Source organism: Stenotrophomonas sp. YIM B13575, assembly GCF_042787595.1.
GTDB lineage: Bacteria > Pseudomonadota > Gammaproteobacteria > Xanthomonadales > Xanthomonadaceae > Stenotrophomonas > Stenotrophomonas lactitubi_B.
Map to the genome: position 1 here is coordinate 1 of NZ_JBHZOP010000020.1, position 17,723 is coordinate 17,723.

Below are 17,723 nucleotides of genomic sequence, written 5' to 3' on the forward strand. Positions count from 1 at the left end.
CGGGTGGGCTGTGCAGGGGGCGCTGCAAGTACGTCCATGTAAGCTCGGTCGCCGCATCCATGCGGCTCACGCCCCTGCACAGCCCACCCGCCCGGCCTTGGACAATTTCCGTGCGCGTCCAGCCACGTAAAGAGAAAAGAAGAGCAGAAGCGGGTCGCTGCGCTCGGTGGAGCTGTGGGTTCAGCGCTGGGTGGCCAGGTGGTGGGCGACCAGGGCATTTGCGTGGCCATGGCCCAGCCCATGCTCGGATTTCAGGAAGCTGACCAGCTCCATGTGCTTCAGCCCCGGCCGTTTGGCCAGCAGCCCCAGCCAATGCGTCACCGGCTGCCCGTAGGTCTTCTCGATGGACGGAAAGTAGGACGCCGGGCCCTTGGGTTTGCTGTCGGTGCTCATGTGCTGCTCCCTGTTGTTTGGAAAGTACCCATTCGACGAACCACGGAACCACAAATCGACATGGCGGATTTACAAACCAGCACCGGCACAACCCGGCACCTATCCACGCATGGCGTGGATCTACGTGTCGACCAAGGTCGACACCTACCAACTGCCTCGGGAACCTGTCGACGGCGGGCGCCGGGCGCAGCCCGGCCGTATCATCCCCCTCATGCCGCGTGAAAACCTCAACGACCTGCAAGCCTTCGTCCACGTCGCCCGCGAAGGCAGCTTCACCAAGGCCGCCGCCCAGCTGGGCGTGTCCCAGTCCGCCCTCAGCCATGCCATGCGTGGGCTGGAAGAACGGCTGGGCGTGCGCCTGCTGACCCGCACCACCCGCAGCGTCGCCACCACCGAGGCCGGTGCCCGTCTGCTGGAGACCCTGGCCCCGCGCCTGGCCGAGATCGAAGACGAACTGGCCGCACTGGCCGAATATCGCGAGCGACCCGCAGGTACCATCCGCATCAATGCCACCGGCCACGCCGCCGAATACCTGGCCTGGCCAAGGCTGGCGCCGCTGCTGCAGCAGTACCCGGACCTGAAGGTCGAGCTGACCACCGATTACGGCCTGGCCGACATCGTCGCCGAGCGCTATGACATCGGCATCCGTCTCGGTGAGCGCCTGGCACGCGACATGGTGGCGCTGCCGATCAGCCCGCCGCTGCGCATGCGCGTGGTGGGCGCGCCGTCGTACTTCCGCCAGCACGTGGCGCCGGTGCACCCGCACGATCTGGCCGGGCACAACTGCATCACCCTGCGCCTGCCCACCCATGGCGGCCTGATGCCGTGGGATTTCGGCCAGGACGGCAACGAGCTGAGCATCCGCGTCTCTGGTCAGTGGACCTTCAACACCATGGGCATGACGCGGGCGGCAGCGCTGGCTGGCAGTGGCCTGGCCTGGCTGCCCGAGGACCAGGTGCAGGCGGCCCTGCAGGAGGGCCGCCTGCAATCCACACTGGATGACTGGTGCCCGCACTTCGACGGCTATTACGCGTACTACCCGTCGCGCCGGCATGTCACCGTGGCGATGCGCACCGTGCTTGATGCGCTGCGCGGGCCGATGATGGATTGAGGAGTGCGGACCAACGGTCCGCACCCACCACAGGCCGAGAGTCCGCACCCACCACAGGCCGAGAGTCCGCACCCACCGCAGAACGCACCCACTGCGATCAGCCCTTGGCCTGTGCCGCACGCTGCGCGTTGTAGCGCTCGCCGACGATGGCGATCTCCTGCAGCGTCTGCGCGATACGCTCCAGCTCGGCCGGCGACAACTGCAGGTCGGCGGCAGCCAGATTCTCTTCCAGGCGATGGATCTTGGTCGTACCCGGAATCGGCACGATCCAGGGCGCCTGCGCCAGCAGCCAGGCCAGCGCGACCTGTGCCGGGGTGGCACCCCGCGCCGCCGCGATCGTGGTGATGCGGTCAACCAGCGCTTGATTGGCCCGACGCGCTTCCACTTCGAAACGTGGCACGGTATTGCGGAAATCGTTGTCGGCGAAGGTGGTGTCGGCGTTGATCGCGCCGGTCAGGAAGCCGCGACCCAGCGGACTGAACGGGACGAAGCCGATGCCCAGTTCCTGCAGCGCCGGCAGCAGTTCGCGCTCCGGCTCGCGCCACCACAGCGAGTACTCGCTCTGCACTGCGGCCACCGGTTGCACGGCATGGGCGCGACGCACCGTGGCGGCACTGGCTTCGGACAAGCCGAAGTGGCGCACTTTGCCCTCAGCGATCAGGTCACGCACGGTACCGGCGACGTCCTCGATCGGCACGTTCGGATCTACACGGTGCTGGTAGAACAGGTCGATATGGTCCGTGCGCAGGCGCTTGAGGCTGGCTTCGGCCACTGCGCGGATGTTCTCCGGGCGACTGTCCAGGCCTGTGTCGACCTGTGCGTCCTTGAAGCCGAACTTGGTGGCGATCACCAGCTTGTCGCGGTGCGGTGCCAGCGCTTTGCCGAGCAGATCTTCGTTGGTATACGGCCCATAGACTTCGGCGGTGTCGAAGAAGGTCACCCCGCGTTCGACCGCCGCATGCAGCAGGGCGATGCCCTGGCTCTGCTCGACGGCGGGACCATAGCCGTGGCTCAGGCCCATGCAGCCCAGGCCCAGGGCGGAGACTTTCAGGCCGCTGCGGCCGAGTTCACGTGTCTGCATCGTCGTGCTCCAGTAGGGGAGCGATGACGATACGCCTGCAGGGCCGGCGGATTGAACGACCTGGATGGCAGTCGGTCATGACTGGATTTCATGAATGCCGTTCTGCCACACACAATCCGGCATCCGCTGGTCGAGGTACCTACGCGACCTTGGACGGCAGCTGATAACGCACTTTGGTGCCCTCCAGCGTGATCCATTTTTTCTGTTGGAGTTGCTGAATGAGCGCAGTGACATCCTTTGCCGGCAGTGCTTTCTGAAACAGGCTGTGGATCGCACAGGTGAGCGACTTCATTGAAGCCGGCCGCGCCTTGCCCTGCTTCACCAACACCGCATGTACGCGCTGCAGACGCGCATCGACGCCCAGTGCTGGCGGCTTGGGCTTCGATACGATCGGCGCCGGAGCCTTGGCCGGAGCCCGCTGCGTGCCACGGAGCATCGGCAGATCGGCCACGGAAGCGCACCGCAAGACGTTGAGATGACGCGATTGCAGGTGCGCAACCAGCGGATCGAAGCCGGTGTCCCTCGAAACGATCTGGAAGAAGGCGCTGGGATCGGCTGCCGCCATTTCGCCAATGTAGAAGGCTATATGGAAATCCAGCGCGTTGGACCCGCTCCCATTGCAACGCACATAGCGGCCGTTGCTGCCCAATGCCTGGACTGCCTCGGCGACATCCATGCTGATCCGCGACTGCGATGCGCCAACAAAAATCAGCACGGTGAAACCAGGGGCAACCAACTCTCTGAGAGACGGAGGCTGCACATTCTCGTAATCGATGAGGACAACATTGCGAGCAAGCGGCATATCCATATGCACCCCATTTACGAGAGTCAACCAGCGGCAGCGGCCCCTCACCGGACCTCTGAAATCTCCACCCCGTCCAGCCCCTGTGACAGGGTGCGGGCATCGCCGCCCTGGCTGAGCTTGATGCGCAGGCGCACTTCGTTCTGCGAATCGGCGTAGCGCAGTGCGTCCTCGTAGCTGATCTCACCGGCCTGGTACAGCTCGAACAGGCTCTGGTCGAAGGTCTTCATGCCGAGCTGGACCGAATCCTTCATCAGCTCCTTCAACTTGTGGATCTCGCCGTCGCGGATGTAGTCCTGCACCAGCGGCGTGCCCAGCAGGATCTCCATCGCGACCTTGCGCGAGCGGCCATCCGGCGACGGAATCAACTGCTGCGCGACCACGCCCTTGAGGTTCAGCGACAGATCCATCAGCAGCTGGTTGCGGCGATCTTCCGGGAAGAAGTTGACGATGCGGTCCATCGCCTGGTTGGCGTTGTTGGCGTGCAGTGTGCACAGCACCAGGTGACCGGTTTCGGCGAAGGCGATGGCGTGGTCCATGCCCTCGCGGGTACGCACCTCGCCGATCATGATCACGTCCGGGGCCTGGCGCAGGGTGTTCTTCAGCGCGGCTTCCCAGCTGTCGGTATCGATGCCGACTTCGCGCTGGGTGATGATGCAGCCCTCGTGCTTGTGCACGAATTCGATCGGGTCTTCGATGGTAATGATGTGCCCGGTCGAATTCTGGTTGCGGTAGCCGATCATCGCGGCCAGCGACGTGGATTTACCGGTACCGGTAGCGCCGACGAACAGGATGATGCCGCGCTTGGTCATCGCCAGCGTCTTGATGATCGGCGGCAGGCTCAACTCCTCCACGGTCGGGATGCGCGTCTCGATGCGACGCAGCACCATGCCGACCTGGTTGCGCTGGTAGAAGCAGCTCACACGGAAGCGGCCGACACCGGACAGGCCGATGGCGAAGTTGCATTCGTGGGTCTTTTCGAATTCCTCGCGCTGCGCCGGCGTCATCACGTTCAGCACCAGGTCGCGGCTCTGCTGCGGCGTCAGCGGAGTCTGGGTGATCGGCGAGATCTTGCCGTTGACCTTGATCGCCGGCGGCATGCCAGCGGTGATGAACAGGTCCGAGGCGCGCTGGTGCGCCATCAGCTTGAGGAACGAGGTGAAATCGATGGTGGTCGCGGTGGTGTTCACGGCGGGCTCCCAATGGGGCATGTACCAGGAATCGGTCGGTGGAGGAAACAGCGCGGGGCCGGCGGCGTAGTGCTGCGCCCTGCCCCGCCATTGCCTCGCCTTACTCGAACAGACGCTTGTCCTTGGCGTATTCGCGGGCCTGGTTGCGGGTGATCAGGCTGCGCTTGACCAGGTCCTGCAGGTGCTGGTCAAGGGTCATCATGCCGTACTGCTGACCGGTCTGGATGGCCGAATACATCTGCGCCACCTTGTCTTCGCGGATCAGGTTGCGGATGGCCGGAGTGCCGACCATGATTTCCCACGCGGCGGTACGACCGCCACCGACCTTCTTCAGCAGCGCCTGCGAAATGACCGCGCGCAGCGATTCGGACAGCATCGAGCGCACCATCGGCTTTTCGCCGGCCGGGAACACGTCGATGATGCGGTCGATGGTCTTGGCCGCCGAACTGGTATGCAGGGTGCCGAACACCAGATGGCCGGTTTCCGCGGCGGTCAGCGCCAGGCGGATGGTTTCCAGGTCACGCAGTTCGCCGACCAGGATGATGTCCGGATCCTCACGCAGTGCCGAGCGCAGCGCCTCGTTGAAGCCGTGCGTATCGCGATGCACTTCGCGCTGGTTGATCAGGCACTTCTGCGAGGTGTGCACGAATTCGATCGGATCCTCGACAGTGAGGATGTGGCCGTATTCGTTCTTGTTGATGTAGTCGATCATCGCCGCCAGCGTGGTCGACTTGCCCGAACCGGTCGGGCCGGTCACCAGGATCAGACCCTGCGGCTGCTGGATCACCTCGCGGAACAGCGGCGGGCAGGCCAGGTCTTCCAGGGTCAGCACTTCGGACGGAATGGTACGGAACACCGCACCGGCGCCACGGTTCTGGTTGAACGCATTGACACGGAAGCGCGCCAGCGACGGGATCTCGAAGGAGAAGTCGACTTCGAGGAATTCCTCGTAATCGCGGCGCTGCTTGTCGGACATGATGTCGTACACCAGCGCGTGGACCTGCTTGTGGTCCAGGGCTGGAATGTTGATCCGGCGAACATCGCCGTCCACGCGGATCATCGGCGGCAGGCCTGCAGACAGATGCAGGTCGGACGCTTTGTTCTTTACGGAAAACGCCAACAGCTCGGCGATATCCATGAGCGGCTACTCCCCAATAACGGCTTCGACTGGAAGGATCTTTCCCCGGGCGGCAGTATAGCCTCCTGATTGAACGGAACGCGTTACGTGGCCACTCCCCTGCCCCAGATCCTGAGCAACCTGCACAACGCCGCCGATGCCGCCGGGCGGCCACCGCCGCGCCTGCTGGCGGTGTCCAAGACCCAGCCGGCCGAGGCCGTCGCGGCCCTTGCCGCGCAGGGCCAGACCGCCTTCGGCGAGAACTACGTGCAGGAGGCGTTGGCCAAGATGCAGGAACTGCAGCAGCTGGGCCTGGAATGGCACCTGATCGGCCACCTGCAGTCGAACAAGGCCGAGCCGGTCGCCACGCACTTCGACTGGGTGCAGAGCGTGGACCGGCCCAAGCTGGTCACCGCCCTGGCCCGCTACCGCCCCGCTGAACGTGGCCCGCTGAACGTGCTCATCCAGGTCAACATCGATGACGAATCGAGCAAGCACGGCTGCGCGCCGGAGGACGTGGAGGCACTGGCCGCAGCCATCGCCGCCGAACCCAAGCTGCGCTTGCGTGGCCTGATGGCGATTCCTGCGCCGTGGCCCGAAGCCGAGCGCCGACGCGATGCGTTCGTGCGCATGCGCACACTTTTCGAGGCGCTGGCGGCCCGTCATCCACAGGTGGACACCCTGTCGATGGGCATGAGCAGCGACTACGCTGACGCCATTGCCGAAGGTGCCACCCTGGTGCGCATCGGCACCGCCCTGTTCGGCGCGCGTCCGCGCCCGGCCTGATTCCAAGGAGATTCCCATGGCAGCTGATTCCATCACCTTCATCGGCGGCGGCAACATGGCCCGCAGCCTGATCGCTGGCCTGATCCGGCAGGGCGTGCCGGCCACGCACATCCACGTGGCCGAACCGGTGGCCGGACTGCGGGAAGCACTCGCTGCCGATTTCGGCGTGCAGACCCATGACAACGCGGCCGACGCGGCTGCTCAGGGTGGTGACACCTGGCTGCTGGCAGTGAAGCCGCAGGTGCTGCGCGATGTCTGCCAGTCACTGCAGGGGCTGGCGCAGGCGAAGAAACCCTTGGTGATCTCGATCGCCGCCGGCATCACCAGCGCGCAGCTGCAGCGCTGGTTGGGGGGCTCGCTGCCGGTGGTGCGCGCGATGCCCAACACGCCCGCCCTGCTCGGTGCCGGTGTCACCGGCCTGTATGCAACGTCGTCGGTGGATGCGCAGCAGCACGCGCAGGCCGAACGTGTGCTGGCCAGCGCGGGACGCACGGTGTGGATCGACGACGAAGTGCAGATGGATTCGGTCACCGCCGTATCCGGCAGTGGCCCGGCCTATGTGTTCCTGCTGGCCGAAGCGATGGAAGCGGCGGGGATCGCACAGGGCCTGCCTGCAGAGGCGGCGCGCACGCTGGTGGTGCAGACGCTGCTGGGCGCCTCGCGCATGCTGGACGAAGCCGGTGAAAACCCGGCCGAACTGCGTCGCCGGGTCACCTCGCCCAATGGCACCACGCAGGCGGCGATCGAGAGCTTCCAGGCAGGCGGGTTTGAAGCGCTGGTGGAAAAGGCACTGCGTGCGGCGCAGGTGCGCGGGCAGGAGCTCTCTGCAGCGAATGATTGAAACAGGTGTGCCGAGCAACGGTCGGCACCCACCGCCATCCACGCATGGCGTGGATCTACTGACACCTGTCGCCGCTGGAATGCATGGTGCTCTTCAGTAGATCCACGCCATGCGTGGATGCTCATTGCCCCAATGTGGCCATGACGAAATCGACGAAACACTGCAGCCGCGGTCGTGGCCGACGGTCGGGCAGATAGATCAGGTGCATCGGCCGTGGCTCGGGCAGATGGTCGCGCAATAGTGGCTTCAATCGTCCTGCCGCGATTTCACCGGCAAGCAGCGCGGTCGGCTGCAGCACCAGGCCCGCACCCGCCACGGCTGCTTCGCGCAGCGCGTAACCGTCATTGCTGGTCAGCCGCGCTTCCCAGTCCACCTGTTCGCCGTTGGCCAACTGCCAACCGTGACCACCGCGCCAGGCCAGGTGGCTCAGGCAATCATGTCCTTCAAGATCGGCAGGCGTGCGCGGCGTGCCGCGGCGGCGCAGGTACGACGGCGATGCGCACAGGCTCATCGCATACGGCGGCAGCGGCCGCGCCACCAGTTCCTGCGACGGCAGCGGACCGACGCGGATCGCTGCATCAAAGCCATCCTCGATCAGATCGATGCGGCGATTGCTCAGGTCCAGTTCGAGGTTCAGCAGCGGCTGTGCCCGCAGCAGCTCGGCCAGCAGTGGTGCGAGTACACAACTGCCCCAGGTAGTCGGCGCACTGACCCGCAACAGTCCGCGTGGCTGCACCTGCAGCCCGGCCACGTCCGCCTCGGCCTGCTGCACCTGTTCCAGCACCTGCCGGCACCCGGCCAGATAGGCGTTGCCGGCCTCGGTCAGGCGTTGGCGCCGGGTGTTCCGCTGGAGCAGCGCGGTGCCCAGGTGCGCTTCCAGCTGCTGGATGTACTTGCCGACCATCACCGCCGAGACCTGCAGGTGACTGGCGGCGGCGGAAAAACTGCCGTGCTCGGCCACGGCGACGAAGGCCTGCATGCAGCGCAAGGTATCCATTGCAAACCCATGGTTAGGAATATGCGAATGATACGCCCCTTACCAAACTACCCAGTGACGGCGCAGACTGCGTCCATTCCCTCTCGCAAGGAGCTGTCATGAAGATTCTTCTCGTCGGTGCCAGCGGCACCCTCGGCCAGGCCGTTGCCCGCCACTTGGGCCAGCAGCACGACATCCTCGCTGCTGGTCGCCGCAGCGGCAGCCTGCGCGTGGACCTCACCGACGACGCCAGCGTGCGCGAGCTGTTCGCGCAGACCGGCCCGGTCGATGCAGTGATTTCCACCACCGGCAAACTGCATTTCGGCCCCCTGCAGCAGATGACACCCGAACAGTTCAACATCGGCCTGCAGGACAAACTGCTCGGTCAGGTGCGTCTTGCGCTGGCCGCGCAGCACCATCTCAACGTGGGCGGTTCGATCACCCTGACCAGTGGCATCGTCAGCGCGCAGCCGATCCGCGATGGTGCCAACGCCACCGCCGTCAACCATGCGCTGGAAGGCTTCGTGCGCGCGGCGGCGCTGGAACTGCTGCCGCGCGGGCTGCGCATCAACGTGGTCAGCCCGAACGTGCTGGTGGAATCGATGGAGGCCTACGCTCCGTACTTCCCCGGCTTTGAAGCAGTCACCGCACAGCGCGCGGCGCTGGCCTTCCAGCGCGCGGTGGAAGGCATCCAGAGCGGCGAAACGATCACGGTCTGGTGACGGGCGTGCCGACCAGGGTCGGCACCCACCAGCACGGTCAGCCCCAGCGCATCGGGCCGTCGCCGCGCTCGCCGAGCACATCATCCGGGTTGGCCAGGCGGCAACGCTTCAGTGACAGGCAGCCGCAGCCGATGCAACCGGTCAGCTCGTCGCGCAGCAACTGCAGCATGTGGATGCGTTCTTCGAGCTCCACCTGCCAGCGTGCCGACAGCTTGGCCCAGTCGGCCTTGGTCGGCGCCCGCCCCTGCGGCAGGCTCTCGAACGCACGCGCCACCGCCTCCAGCGGCATGCCCACGCGTTGCGCCACGCGGATCACCGCCAGCCGCCGCAGCACATCGCGGGCGTAGCGGCGCTGGTTGCCCGACGTGCGCAGGCTGCTGATCAACCCCTTGCGCTCGTAGAAATGCAGCGCAGAAACCGCTACGCCACTGCGGCGGGCGACATCGCCGACGCTCATGTCCTGTGCCAGCATCGATTGACCTCAACTTTGGTTGAGGTGACATGCTGCTACCATCGCCGCCAGATGACAAGCGCGGCCCGTCCGCCACCCGCAGGAACCCGATGCCCTCCCCCGCTGCCACGGCCGATCCGGTCGACTCCTCCATCCTGTCCGCGCGCTACCGCGCCACCACCGTGGGCATGGTCGCCCTGGTCTCCCTGCATGCCTTCGAGGCGCTGGCGGTGGCCGCCGCGATGCCGACCGTGGCCGAGGCACTGGACGGCCTGCGCCTGTATGCGCTGGCCTTCGGTGGCACCTTGGCCACCAGCGTGATCGGCATGACCCTGGCCGGCCGCTGGGCCGACCGCCACGGGCCGGCACGGCCGCTGTGGTGGGGCCTGGCCTGCTTCGTGCTGGGCCTGCTGCTGGCTGGCTTCGCGATGCGCATGGGCATGCTGGTGGCCGGCCGTCTGCTGCAGGGCCTCGGCGCCGGTGCCATCTCGGTCTCGCTGTATGTGATGGTCGGCCGCACCTATCCCGAGCATCTGCGGCCGAAGGTATTCGCCGCGTTCTCTGCCGGTTGGGTAGTGCCCTCGATGATCGGCCCGGCACTGAGCGGGGTGATCGTGCAGCACCTGGGCTGGCGCTGGGTGTTCCTGGCGGTGCCGCTGCTGGCGATACCGGCCGGCCTGCTGCTGCGACCGGCGCTGGCGCGCATGCAGGCGCCAGCGACAGGTGTTGCCGATGATGGCCGCGGAAGCATCGTGCGCTGGGCCACCGGCGCGTCCCTGGCTGCCCTGCTGCTGTATCTGGGTGGGCAGCAACAGGGCGTGCCGGCGCTGCTGTGCATCGGCGTGGCGATGCTGGCGCTGCTGTTCTGCGTGCATCGCCTGTTGCCCGCCGGCACCCTGCGCCTGCGCCGCGGACTACCCAGCGTGATCGCATTGCGAGGTGTGGCCGCTGCCGCGTTCTTCGCCTGCGAAGCCTACCTGCCCCTGCTGCTGCAGCGCGAGCGCGGGCTGTCGCCCAGCTGGGCCGGTGCGGTGCTGAGCCTGGGTGCACTGGGTTGGTTCACCGGCTCGTGGCTGCAGGGTCACCAACAGCGCGGCTGGTCGCGGCAGCAACTGCTGCGCGTGGGCACGCCGCTGATGACCGTGGGCATCGCCGCGACGCTGGCGGTGCTGTTCACTGCGGTGCCACTGCCGGTCGCACTGGTCGGCTGGACGCTGACCGGCTTCGGCATGGGCATGATCTACGCCAGCCTGTCGGTGCTGACGTTGTCACTGTCACCGCCGCACGAACAGGGCGCGAATACCTCGGCCCTGCAGTTGAGCGAAGCGCTGTCGGTGACCACCGCACTGGCGGTATCCGGCGCGCTGTTCGCCTTATTCGTGGAACGCGCCCCGCATACCGGTTACATCCTGTGCCTGGCCATCACCCTCGGCCTGGCCGCGTTCGCCACGGTGATCGCCAGTCGGGTGTAGGCGCCGCGGAGAGCATCCCGTTATGGCCGCGCCACCGTGCCCACTTCATCGATGTCCTGGTGCAGGATGCGGCGTACTTCCAGCACCGCCTGCGGGGTTTCCTGCACGCTGTGGCCGGAAATGATCACCTTCTCCGACAGCGCGCCGGGCAGGTGCGAACTCCAGTACGGCACCAGCCCATCGTCGGACTTCTCCACCGGCAGTTCCGGTTTGCGCTGGGCGATGATCGAGTGGTACTTCAGGCCCGGCGTGATCGGCAGCTGTGCAGCGGCTTTCACGAACGGGTCGCTGGCCTTGAGGTTGTCGATGCTGTTGGGAATCTTCGGCTTGGCCGTGCCATCCACCTGCTGCTCGGCCTGCGCCAGGGCCAAAAACACATCCTCGAACTTGCCGAGGATGGTCAACGGCAGGCGAACAAGGCGGCCGATCAGGCGGCCGACCTTGTTGCCGGCGATGTCCGTGCCTTGGTGCGGGGCGGCGATGAAGATCGCACGCTCCACGTTCGGTTCGGCCTTGAAGTGCAGGAGCGGACCGAGCTTGGACTGCACCCGCTTCAGGCGTTCGCCCTTCAGGTTGTAGTTGGCCAGCAGATCGTTCCACAGCACGTCGCCGGAGTCGCTGACCAGCAGCCGCGCCAGCACGCCGCCCATGCTGTGGCCGATGTAGACCATGTCCTTGGAAGCACGCGTGCTGCCGTTCGGGTCGAAATGCTTCAGCGTGTCGTTGAATGCGTTGGCAATCTCATAGCGGTTCAGCGCAATCGGCGCATTGGTAGGGTAGTACACCTGCCACACTTGGAACTGCTGGCGCAGTTCGGGGTCACCCATGATCTCGTTGGCCAGGTTCACCCACGCTTCCGGGCTGCTGCCCAGGCCATGCAGCATGAAGATGATGCGGCGGTTCGGATCCCACGGCTGCATCAGGTAGATGTGCGGCTCGCCGATGCCCTCGCTCATGCCGAACAGGGTACGCAGCGACTGCGTGGCGAACCCGCTCTGCGCCAGCCACAGGCCGTAGGCGGCAGTGAAGTTGCCCGCCAGCGGCACCTCTTCGCCATGCAGGCTGATGCGCTCGGTCGCCTCCGGCGAATAGCCATCCAGCAGCACCTGGCGGGTGCGCATCACGTCTTCCAGCGTGTTGCCTTCAAAACGCAGCAATGCGGTGACGTTGATCGAGGACATCTCGCTGTACTCGGGCACCGAATCGTCGTGCTGGTGGCGGCGTCCGCGACGGACGCCCTCCTCCTGCTCGTCCCTGGTGGCCTGCGCCTGCGCCGTTTCGGCCTTGGCCCCCTCCGCGGCGACTGCCGGCACCACCAGTTTCGGCGGGTCCATCACCATCACCAGCTCGGCGCCGAAACCATCGCGGCGATAGGTGCTGCGCATGCCGACGAAGCTGACGGTACCGGCCGGCACCAGCTGCTTGGGAATGCTCTTCAGCGACAGCCGCTGGAAATCGGAAGCCAGCGTCCAGCTGCCTGCCGACACCGGCTTGGTGTAGTCCTCGCCGGCCAATGCGGCGGCGCGGGCGCGCGCGAACAGCACCACGGCGGCCTTCTCCGCAGCGTAGTTGTAGTAATCGCGCACCTGCGTCTGCCGGTCCTCGAACGCGCGATCGGAGGGCGAGCGTCCGCTGTAGAACAGATAGGCGTAGCCATAGCGCGCCGCCTCCAGCCACGCATCCAGCGCCGCATCGCTCATCGGTGGTTCGTTGGCTGCCTGCTTCTTCGGCGTCAGTGCCAGCGCCGCCTTCACCCACAGCTCGGACAACGTCGACAAGCGCTGCTCGACGTTGAGGTCATCGGTCATCAACAGCGTGCTGCGGCAGACCAGGAAGTCCTTCTCGCACTGCGATTCGTCCAGCCCGGCCGCACTCAGCGTCTCGCGCGAGGCGGGGCTGAGCTTGCCGGTGTTGAGCACGTCGGCACGCTTGTTGACCAGGTAATCGCTGGACGCCACCTGCTTGACGGTGACCATCGCGCAGCCGCTGCCACCCAGCAGCAGGAAGGCAGCAAACAGCGCCGGCAGCACGCGCTGCCAGCGGAACAGGATCATCGGGGTCATTGCTGCGGGTCCTGCTCGGTGCCCGGGATGCCCTGGCGGATCACGGTGGAGAAATCATCGTCGGATGCCATCTTCAGCGCGCGCTCAGTGATGCGGCCCTTGGCATGCAGTTCGGCGTACGCCACGCCAGGCGTGAGCGCGCCCACCTCCTGCGCGTACTCGGCCAGGTAGCCCGAAGCCAGCAACCGGTAGTCCAGCGGCAGGCGCGGAGCGATATGCCGTGCCAGATCGAAGACGATCGTGGTGCAGTTGCTGGTCAGCGTGTTGTAGAAACCGGGCGCGGCATCGAGCTGCCGCGCCTGGTCGATGTAGGCAGCGAACAGGGTCTTGAGCTGGTTGCGGTCCATGCCGTGCAGGCGGTACAGGTAGACATCCTCGCCGCGCGCGTTGGTGCGGGTGCGGATGATGTCGGTTTCTTCAGAGGCGACCAGCGTCATCTCGAACTTGCGGAAGAAGCCGCCCAGCGCCGAGAACGATTCACCGCGCTCCTTGCGGATTTCCAGCGAGAACACCAGGTGGCGCCCGTCCTCGAATCCGAACGAGACCAGGGTGTGGGCGATCGCCGGCCCCATCCAGTACGACAGCACCAGATCGGCCGAACGCAGCTGGTCCAGGTCGTAGCTGCGGCGCACCCAGCGCGCGTCGTAGTCGGTCTCGGTGCGCCAGGTGAAATCGCGCACGTTGTCCAGCACCACGTGGCGGCCATCGAAGGATTGCACGTGCAGGCGCTGCGCCACGTCATCGGCCCAGTCGCGGTCCTGGCGCGGGGTCAGCAGCAGCCACCACAGCCCCGCCAGCGCCAGAGCGCCGGCAAAGGCCGCCCACAGCCGGCGCGTGCCACGGCCGCGCGCCACCTGCCAGGCCGCCCAACCGGCCCCCAGCAACCACAGCAACGCCACAGCACCGCCCAGCCAGCCCGGCCCGGGCATCTGGTAGGTCAACAGACCGGCCACCCACAGCGCCAGCAGCACCATCACACATCCTGTCATCCATCGTCCTGCGGCTTTCACTGGCGTCCTGTCGGGGTCCCGGGGCGGCATAGTTAGCCACAAGCCGCCTCACGGCGACATCTACAATCGGTTCAGGCTGGCGCCGCCGGGGGCATACTGGCACCCACCAAGGGCGCGCAGGGAGCAGAGATGGGCATCACCACCGTGGCCGGCGTCGCCGTGCAGGCGCAGCATCGGGCCAGCTGTCATTGCGGCACGGTCGAGCTGCTGCTGGACCTGCCCGAGGGCATCGTCGACCCGCGCCGCTGCGATTGTTCGATGTGCCGGCGCCGCGGCGCCATCGCCGCCAGCGTGGCGCGGCACGGGCTGCAGATCGTGCGCGGGCAGGACCATCTGCGCCTGTACCAGTTCAACACCCACGTCGCCGAGCACTACTTCTGCGGGATCTGTGGCATCTACACGCACCACCGCCGCCGCTCCAACCCGGACCAGTACGGCTACAACGTGGCCTGCCTGGAAGGCATCGATCCGTTCGCGCTGGGAACGATTCCGGTCAATGACGGAGTGAACCACCCCGCCGACCGTACCGGTTAGTGCCGGCTGCGCCGGGGCGGCGGCGCGATCTTCTGCCACGGCGCCATGCTGGCCCGGCCGACGCGCAACGGGCGCTTCAGCGGCGTTCGACGCAAGGGCGCGTCCGCCGCAGGCGGCAGCGTCTCAGCAGGCAGCGCAGGGCGCGAGGGCCAGAGTCGGTCGAGCAACCACATGGCAGGTCTCCGTGGGGGACGGGGACGCTCTACCCTACCGACGCCCAGGCCAAGACCGGGTGACGGCGCTGCGGCAGGCAGGTGACCGCCAGACACATTGTCCATGTGGCGGCCGCGCACCTCACCGTCACTGCGGCTTTCACGCGCAACGAAGCTGAAGTCAGCGCAGCAACATTGGAAGTGGGCGAACACCTGAATGACGAGCTGCCACACCTTGCCGCGCCTTCGGCGATTGTTTCGCCGGCTCCCCCCGTGCGGTCACCGCCACCATCAGCTACCGGCTCCGGGCACGGCAACGGCCGTTGAGCGCCGCAGCAGCACATGCAGCAGCAGGGCGCTGCCGGCGGTCAGCGCTGACAGCATGTGCAGCAGTTGCGCCAGCGCCTCGCCGCTGGCGCGCTGCAACTGCAGGGCCGTTGCTCCGGGCAGCAGCGGTTGGGCCGAATGCAACGCACCGGTAGCCAGATAGGCCGCCGCCCTGCCCAGTGCTGGAGCAGATGTGCCCTGCAGGCGGTGGCCGATGAGCGTCGCCAGCAATGCGGTCACTGCCGCCAGTGCGATGCCCTCGCCCGCTACCCGCACCGTGCCGAAGATCCCCGCTGCCATGCCCGCGCGTTGCACCGGCACCACACTGACCGACAACCCGTCCATCAGCCCCCAGGGCAATGCGGTGCCTGCACCGATCAGCAGCAGCGGCGGTATCCATTGCGCAGGCAGCGGATGTACCGCCTGCCGCGACAGCAGATACAGCCCCAACGCGCAGAGCAGCAACCCAGCCACGCACAGGCGCGTGCTTGCCATCCGGCCGGCCCAGCGCGCGGCCAGCAGTGGCAGCACCAGCATCGGCGCGGACAGCGCCAGCATCTGCACGCCGACGGTGGCGACGCCCTGGCCATGCACGCCCAGCAGCTGCAGCGGCAGCAGCACCAGCAGCACCACGTAGCCGAAGCAGGTTGCCACCGGCAGCAGCTGCACACCGACGAATGCCCGCTGCGCGAACAGCGAAAGATCCAGCAACGGCGCCGGCTGCCTGCGCTCGATCAGTACGAACGATGCCGCCAGCAGCACGGTCGCCAGCGATGCCCACCGTACCCGCGCTGCGGGCAGGCCGAATTCGCCCAACCACAACAGCGCCAGGGTCAGCATGCTCAGCGTCAGGCTGAAAGCCAGCATGCCCGGCACGTCCAGCCGCCCGGCCTGCCCGCGGCTCTCTGGCAGCACGCGCACTGCCAGCATGCATGCCAGCAGAGCCAGCACACCACCGGCGGCAAACACGCTTCGCCAACCCATCGCCTCAAGCAGCGCGCCCGCAAGCAGCGGCCCCAGCGCCAGGCCGGCGCCAAAGGTGGTGCCCAGCAGGGCAAACACACGCATACGGGCCTGGCCGTGCCACGCCTGCGCCAGCGCCGCGCTGCCCGATGCCAATGCCGCGGCAGCGCCCACGCCTTGCAGACCGCGCGCCAGGTCCAGCCAGAACAGATCCGGCGCCATGCAGACGAAGAACGTCGCCAACGCGAAACCGCCGCTGCCCAGCAGGAACAGCCGGCGTCGTCCATAGCGGTCCGCCAGTCCCCCTGCTGCCAGCAGCAGGCTGCCGAAGCTGAACATGAAGGCGTTGGTCACCCAGGCCAACGAAGCGGGCGAGCTGGCCAACTGGATGGCCAGCACCGGCACCGCTACCGCGCCGGCCGAGAGCGACAACGGCAACGCAAGCGCCGCCAGGCACACCGACACCAGGGCCCAACGCCCTTGCACGAGCTGGGAATCCATCAAGAAACGGGCCATCGGGGCCTCCTGCAATCGGGGCATTGATGATGAACAGGCCGCGATCGGGTAAAAACAGGCTCACAGGCGTTTGATTACGGCCAGGTGTTCCGCAATCATCCCGCCATGGATTCCATTTCCGCACTACTGGCTTTCGTCCGCACCGCCGAGGCCGGCAGCATTGTCGGCGCCGCGCGCGTGCTGGGCCTGTCCGCTTCGGCGGTGGGCAAGCGGATCGCCCGCCTGGAACAGGACCTGGGTACGCGACTGTTCCACCGCACCACGCGGCGCATGCACCTCACCGACGAAGGCGACCTGCTGCTGCAGCGCTGCCGCCGTGCATTGGATGAACTGTCCGAGGCCCAGGCCGACCTTGCGCAGCGTCAACTCGCTCCCCGCGGGCTGCTGCGGATTGGCCTGCCCACCATCGGCTACCGTTTTCTGCTGCCGGTGCTGCCCGGCTTCCAGCAGCGCTACCCGCAGGTGCAGTTGGAACTTGATTTCAATGACCGCCTGGTCGATGTCGTCAGCGAAGGACTGGATGCAGTGATACGCAGCGGTGAACTGGCCGACTCCAGCCTGATGTCGCGGCGCCTCGGCAGCTTCCACTTCGTGCTGTGCGCAGCGCCGGTCTACCTGCGAACACACGGCTGGCCACGGTCGCTGCCGGAACTGCGTACGCTGCAGGCGGTGCGTTTCCGCTTCCCGACCACCGGCATGCTGCAACCCTGGAGCCTGCCCGGCGTCGATGGCGACGCCGGCGCCGCTCTGACTACAGCAATGACCTGCAACAACATGGAAGCGCTGCTGGCCGCTGCAATCGGCGCCATGGGCGTCGCCTGGATGCCCGACTTCCTGGCGGCCGAAGCACTGGCCGATGGCCGGTTGCAGCAGGTGTTGCCGATGATGGAGCCGCAGCGCGGGCAATTCTCACTGCTCTGGCCCGGCAATCGTCATCCCAGCGCGCGCCTGCGGGTGTTCATCGATTACATGGCCGATCATCTGTTCGCCCGTCCTTGTTGAGCAGACAGATGCACCGCCCGCCGCCGCTCCCCATGCACGACGCGCATTGCCACCCCCGAGGCAAGCGCGATCAACGCATTCGTGGCTGACCACGCACAGGCGGCGGGCGATGCGGGTTGGCGTACCGGACAACTCTGGGACTGACCGGCGGATCATGGTGATCCCCACACATCGCCCACCACGGACAGCGGGTCACGTGATCGGCAGGCGCCAT

General features: G+C 66.6%; 17 protein-coding genes. 7 read left to right on the plus strand and 10 right to left on the minus strand.

Translation table 11 applies throughout. The features are described 5' to 3' along the window. Positions 1–180 precede the first annotated feature (180 nt). Positions 181–393, minus strand: coding sequence for a DUF4287 domain-containing protein (locus tag ACFX4F_RS04505; protein WP_025874036.1), 213 nt, complete (start codon positions 391–393; stop codon positions 181–183). Between the two features lie 211 nt (positions 394–604). Here ACFX4F_RS04505 and ACFX4F_RS04510 point away from each other — a divergent pair, with 211 nt between their 5' ends. Then, complete coding sequence (locus tag ACFX4F_RS04510) at positions 605–1,504, plus strand: LysR family transcriptional regulator (protein WP_089239281.1); 900 nt, start codon at positions 605–607, stop codon at positions 1,502–1,504. Positions 1,505–1,601: 97 nt separating this feature from the next. Here ACFX4F_RS04510 and ACFX4F_RS04515 read toward each other — a convergent pair whose 3' ends face one another. The 4 genes from ACFX4F_RS04515 to ACFX4F_RS04530 all read right to left on the minus strand — a co-directional run bounded on the left by ACFX4F_RS04515 (position 1,602) and on the right by ACFX4F_RS04530 (position 5,715). After that, a complete protein-coding gene (locus ACFX4F_RS04515; protein ID WP_100463493.1) occupies positions 1,602–2,585 on the minus strand; it encodes an aldo/keto reductase in 984 nt (327 codons plus the stop codon). Positions 2,586–2,724: 139 nt separating this feature from the next. Next, positions 2,725–3,393, minus strand: a complete 669-nt coding sequence (locus tag ACFX4F_RS04520) for a PIN domain-containing protein (RefSeq protein ID WP_380652686.1) — start codon at positions 3,391–3,393, stop codon at positions 2,725–2,727. Positions 3,394–3,434: 41 nt separating this feature from the next. Continuing rightward, the gene (locus tag ACFX4F_RS04525) at positions 3,435–4,577 is read right to left on the minus strand and encodes a PilT/PilU family type 4a pilus ATPase (RefSeq protein ID WP_285834928.1); all 1,143 of its coding nucleotides are present in this window, start codon (positions 4,575–4,577) and stop codon (positions 3,435–3,437) included. 100 nt (positions 4,578–4,677) lie between these two features. Beyond that, on the minus strand, positions 4,678–5,715 hold the full coding sequence (locus ACFX4F_RS04530; RefSeq protein ID WP_004147099.1) for a type IV pilus twitching motility protein PilT: 1,038 nt from the start codon (positions 5,713–5,715) through the stop codon (positions 4,678–4,680). Between the two features lie 87 nt (positions 5,716–5,802). Between ACFX4F_RS04530 and ACFX4F_RS04535 the strand changes: the two genes are divergently transcribed. Both ACFX4F_RS04535 and proC read left to right on the plus strand, forming a co-directional pair. After that, the gene (locus ACFX4F_RS04535; protein ID WP_380652691.1) at positions 5,803–6,480 is read left to right on the plus strand and encodes a YggS family pyridoxal phosphate-dependent enzyme; all 678 of its coding nucleotides are present in this window, start codon (positions 5,803–5,805) and stop codon (positions 6,478–6,480) included. A gap of 16 nt (positions 6,481–6,496) precedes the next feature. After that, positions 6,497–7,321, plus strand: a complete 825-nt coding sequence (gene proC / locus ACFX4F_RS04540; protein WP_380652694.1) for a pyrroline-5-carboxylate reductase — start codon at positions 6,497–6,499, stop codon at positions 7,319–7,321. Positions 7,322–7,442: 121 nt separating this feature from the next. On the opposite strand, the gene ACFX4F_RS04545 is transcribed toward proC, so the two are convergent. Continuing rightward, positions 7,443–8,318, minus strand: a complete 876-nt coding sequence (locus ACFX4F_RS04545) for a LysR family transcriptional regulator (RefSeq protein ID WP_380652697.1) — start codon at positions 8,316–8,318, stop codon at positions 7,443–7,445. Between the two features lie 98 nt (positions 8,319–8,416). Between ACFX4F_RS04545 and ACFX4F_RS04550 the strand changes: the two genes are divergently transcribed. Then, positions 8,417–9,019: a short chain dehydrogenase gene (locus ACFX4F_RS04550; protein ID WP_380652700.1), complete on the plus strand. Its 603-nt coding sequence runs from the start codon at positions 8,417–8,419 to the stop codon at positions 9,017–9,019. Positions 9,020–9,056: 37 nt separating this feature from the next. On the opposite strand, the gene soxR is transcribed toward ACFX4F_RS04550, so the two are convergent. Beyond that, positions 9,057–9,491, minus strand: coding sequence for a redox-sensitive transcriptional activator SoxR (soxR, locus tag ACFX4F_RS04555; protein WP_032951587.1), 435 nt, complete (start codon positions 9,489–9,491; stop codon positions 9,057–9,059). A gap of 29 nt (positions 9,492–9,520) precedes the next feature. Between soxR and ACFX4F_RS04560 the strand changes: the two genes are divergently transcribed. After that, on the plus strand, positions 9,521–10,942 hold the full coding sequence (locus ACFX4F_RS04560; protein WP_380652703.1) for an MFS transporter: 1,422 nt from the start codon (positions 9,521–9,523) through the stop codon (positions 10,940–10,942). Positions 10,943–10,962: 20 nt separating this feature from the next. Here ACFX4F_RS04560 and ACFX4F_RS04565 read toward each other — a convergent pair whose 3' ends face one another. Next, positions 10,963–13,005: an esterase/lipase family protein gene (locus ACFX4F_RS04565; protein ID WP_380652706.1), complete on the minus strand. Its 2,043-nt coding sequence runs from the start codon at positions 13,003–13,005 to the stop codon at positions 10,963–10,965. Continuing rightward, complete coding sequence (locus ACFX4F_RS04570; RefSeq protein WP_380652875.1) at positions 13,002–13,979, minus strand: DUF4105 domain-containing protein; 978 nt, start codon at positions 13,977–13,979, stop codon at positions 13,002–13,004. The genes ACFX4F_RS04565 and ACFX4F_RS04570 overlap by 4 nt, the downstream gene beginning before the upstream one ends. Positions 13,980–14,144: 165 nt before the next feature. On the opposite strand from ACFX4F_RS04570, the gene ACFX4F_RS04575 reads away from it, so the two are divergent. Then, positions 14,145–14,549: a GFA family protein gene (locus tag ACFX4F_RS04575; RefSeq protein WP_099819242.1), complete on the plus strand. Its 405-nt coding sequence runs from the start codon at positions 14,145–14,147 to the stop codon at positions 14,547–14,549. A gap of 443 nt (positions 14,550–14,992) precedes the next feature. Here the strand turns inward: ACFX4F_RS04575 and ACFX4F_RS04580 are convergent, their stop codons facing one another. Then, on the minus strand, positions 14,993–16,507 hold the full coding sequence (locus ACFX4F_RS04580; protein WP_380652710.1) for an MFS transporter: 1,515 nt from the start codon (positions 16,505–16,507) through the stop codon (positions 14,993–14,995). Positions 16,508–16,612: 105 nt separating this feature from the next. Here ACFX4F_RS04580 and ACFX4F_RS04585 point away from each other — a divergent pair, with 105 nt between their 5' ends. After that, positions 16,613–17,509 (plus strand): LysR substrate-binding domain-containing protein, encoded by an 897-nt coding sequence (locus ACFX4F_RS04585; RefSeq protein ID WP_380652713.1) that lies wholly within the window; start codon positions 16,613–16,615, stop codon positions 17,507–17,509. The last annotated feature ends 214 nt before the right edge of the window (positions 17,510–17,723 follow it).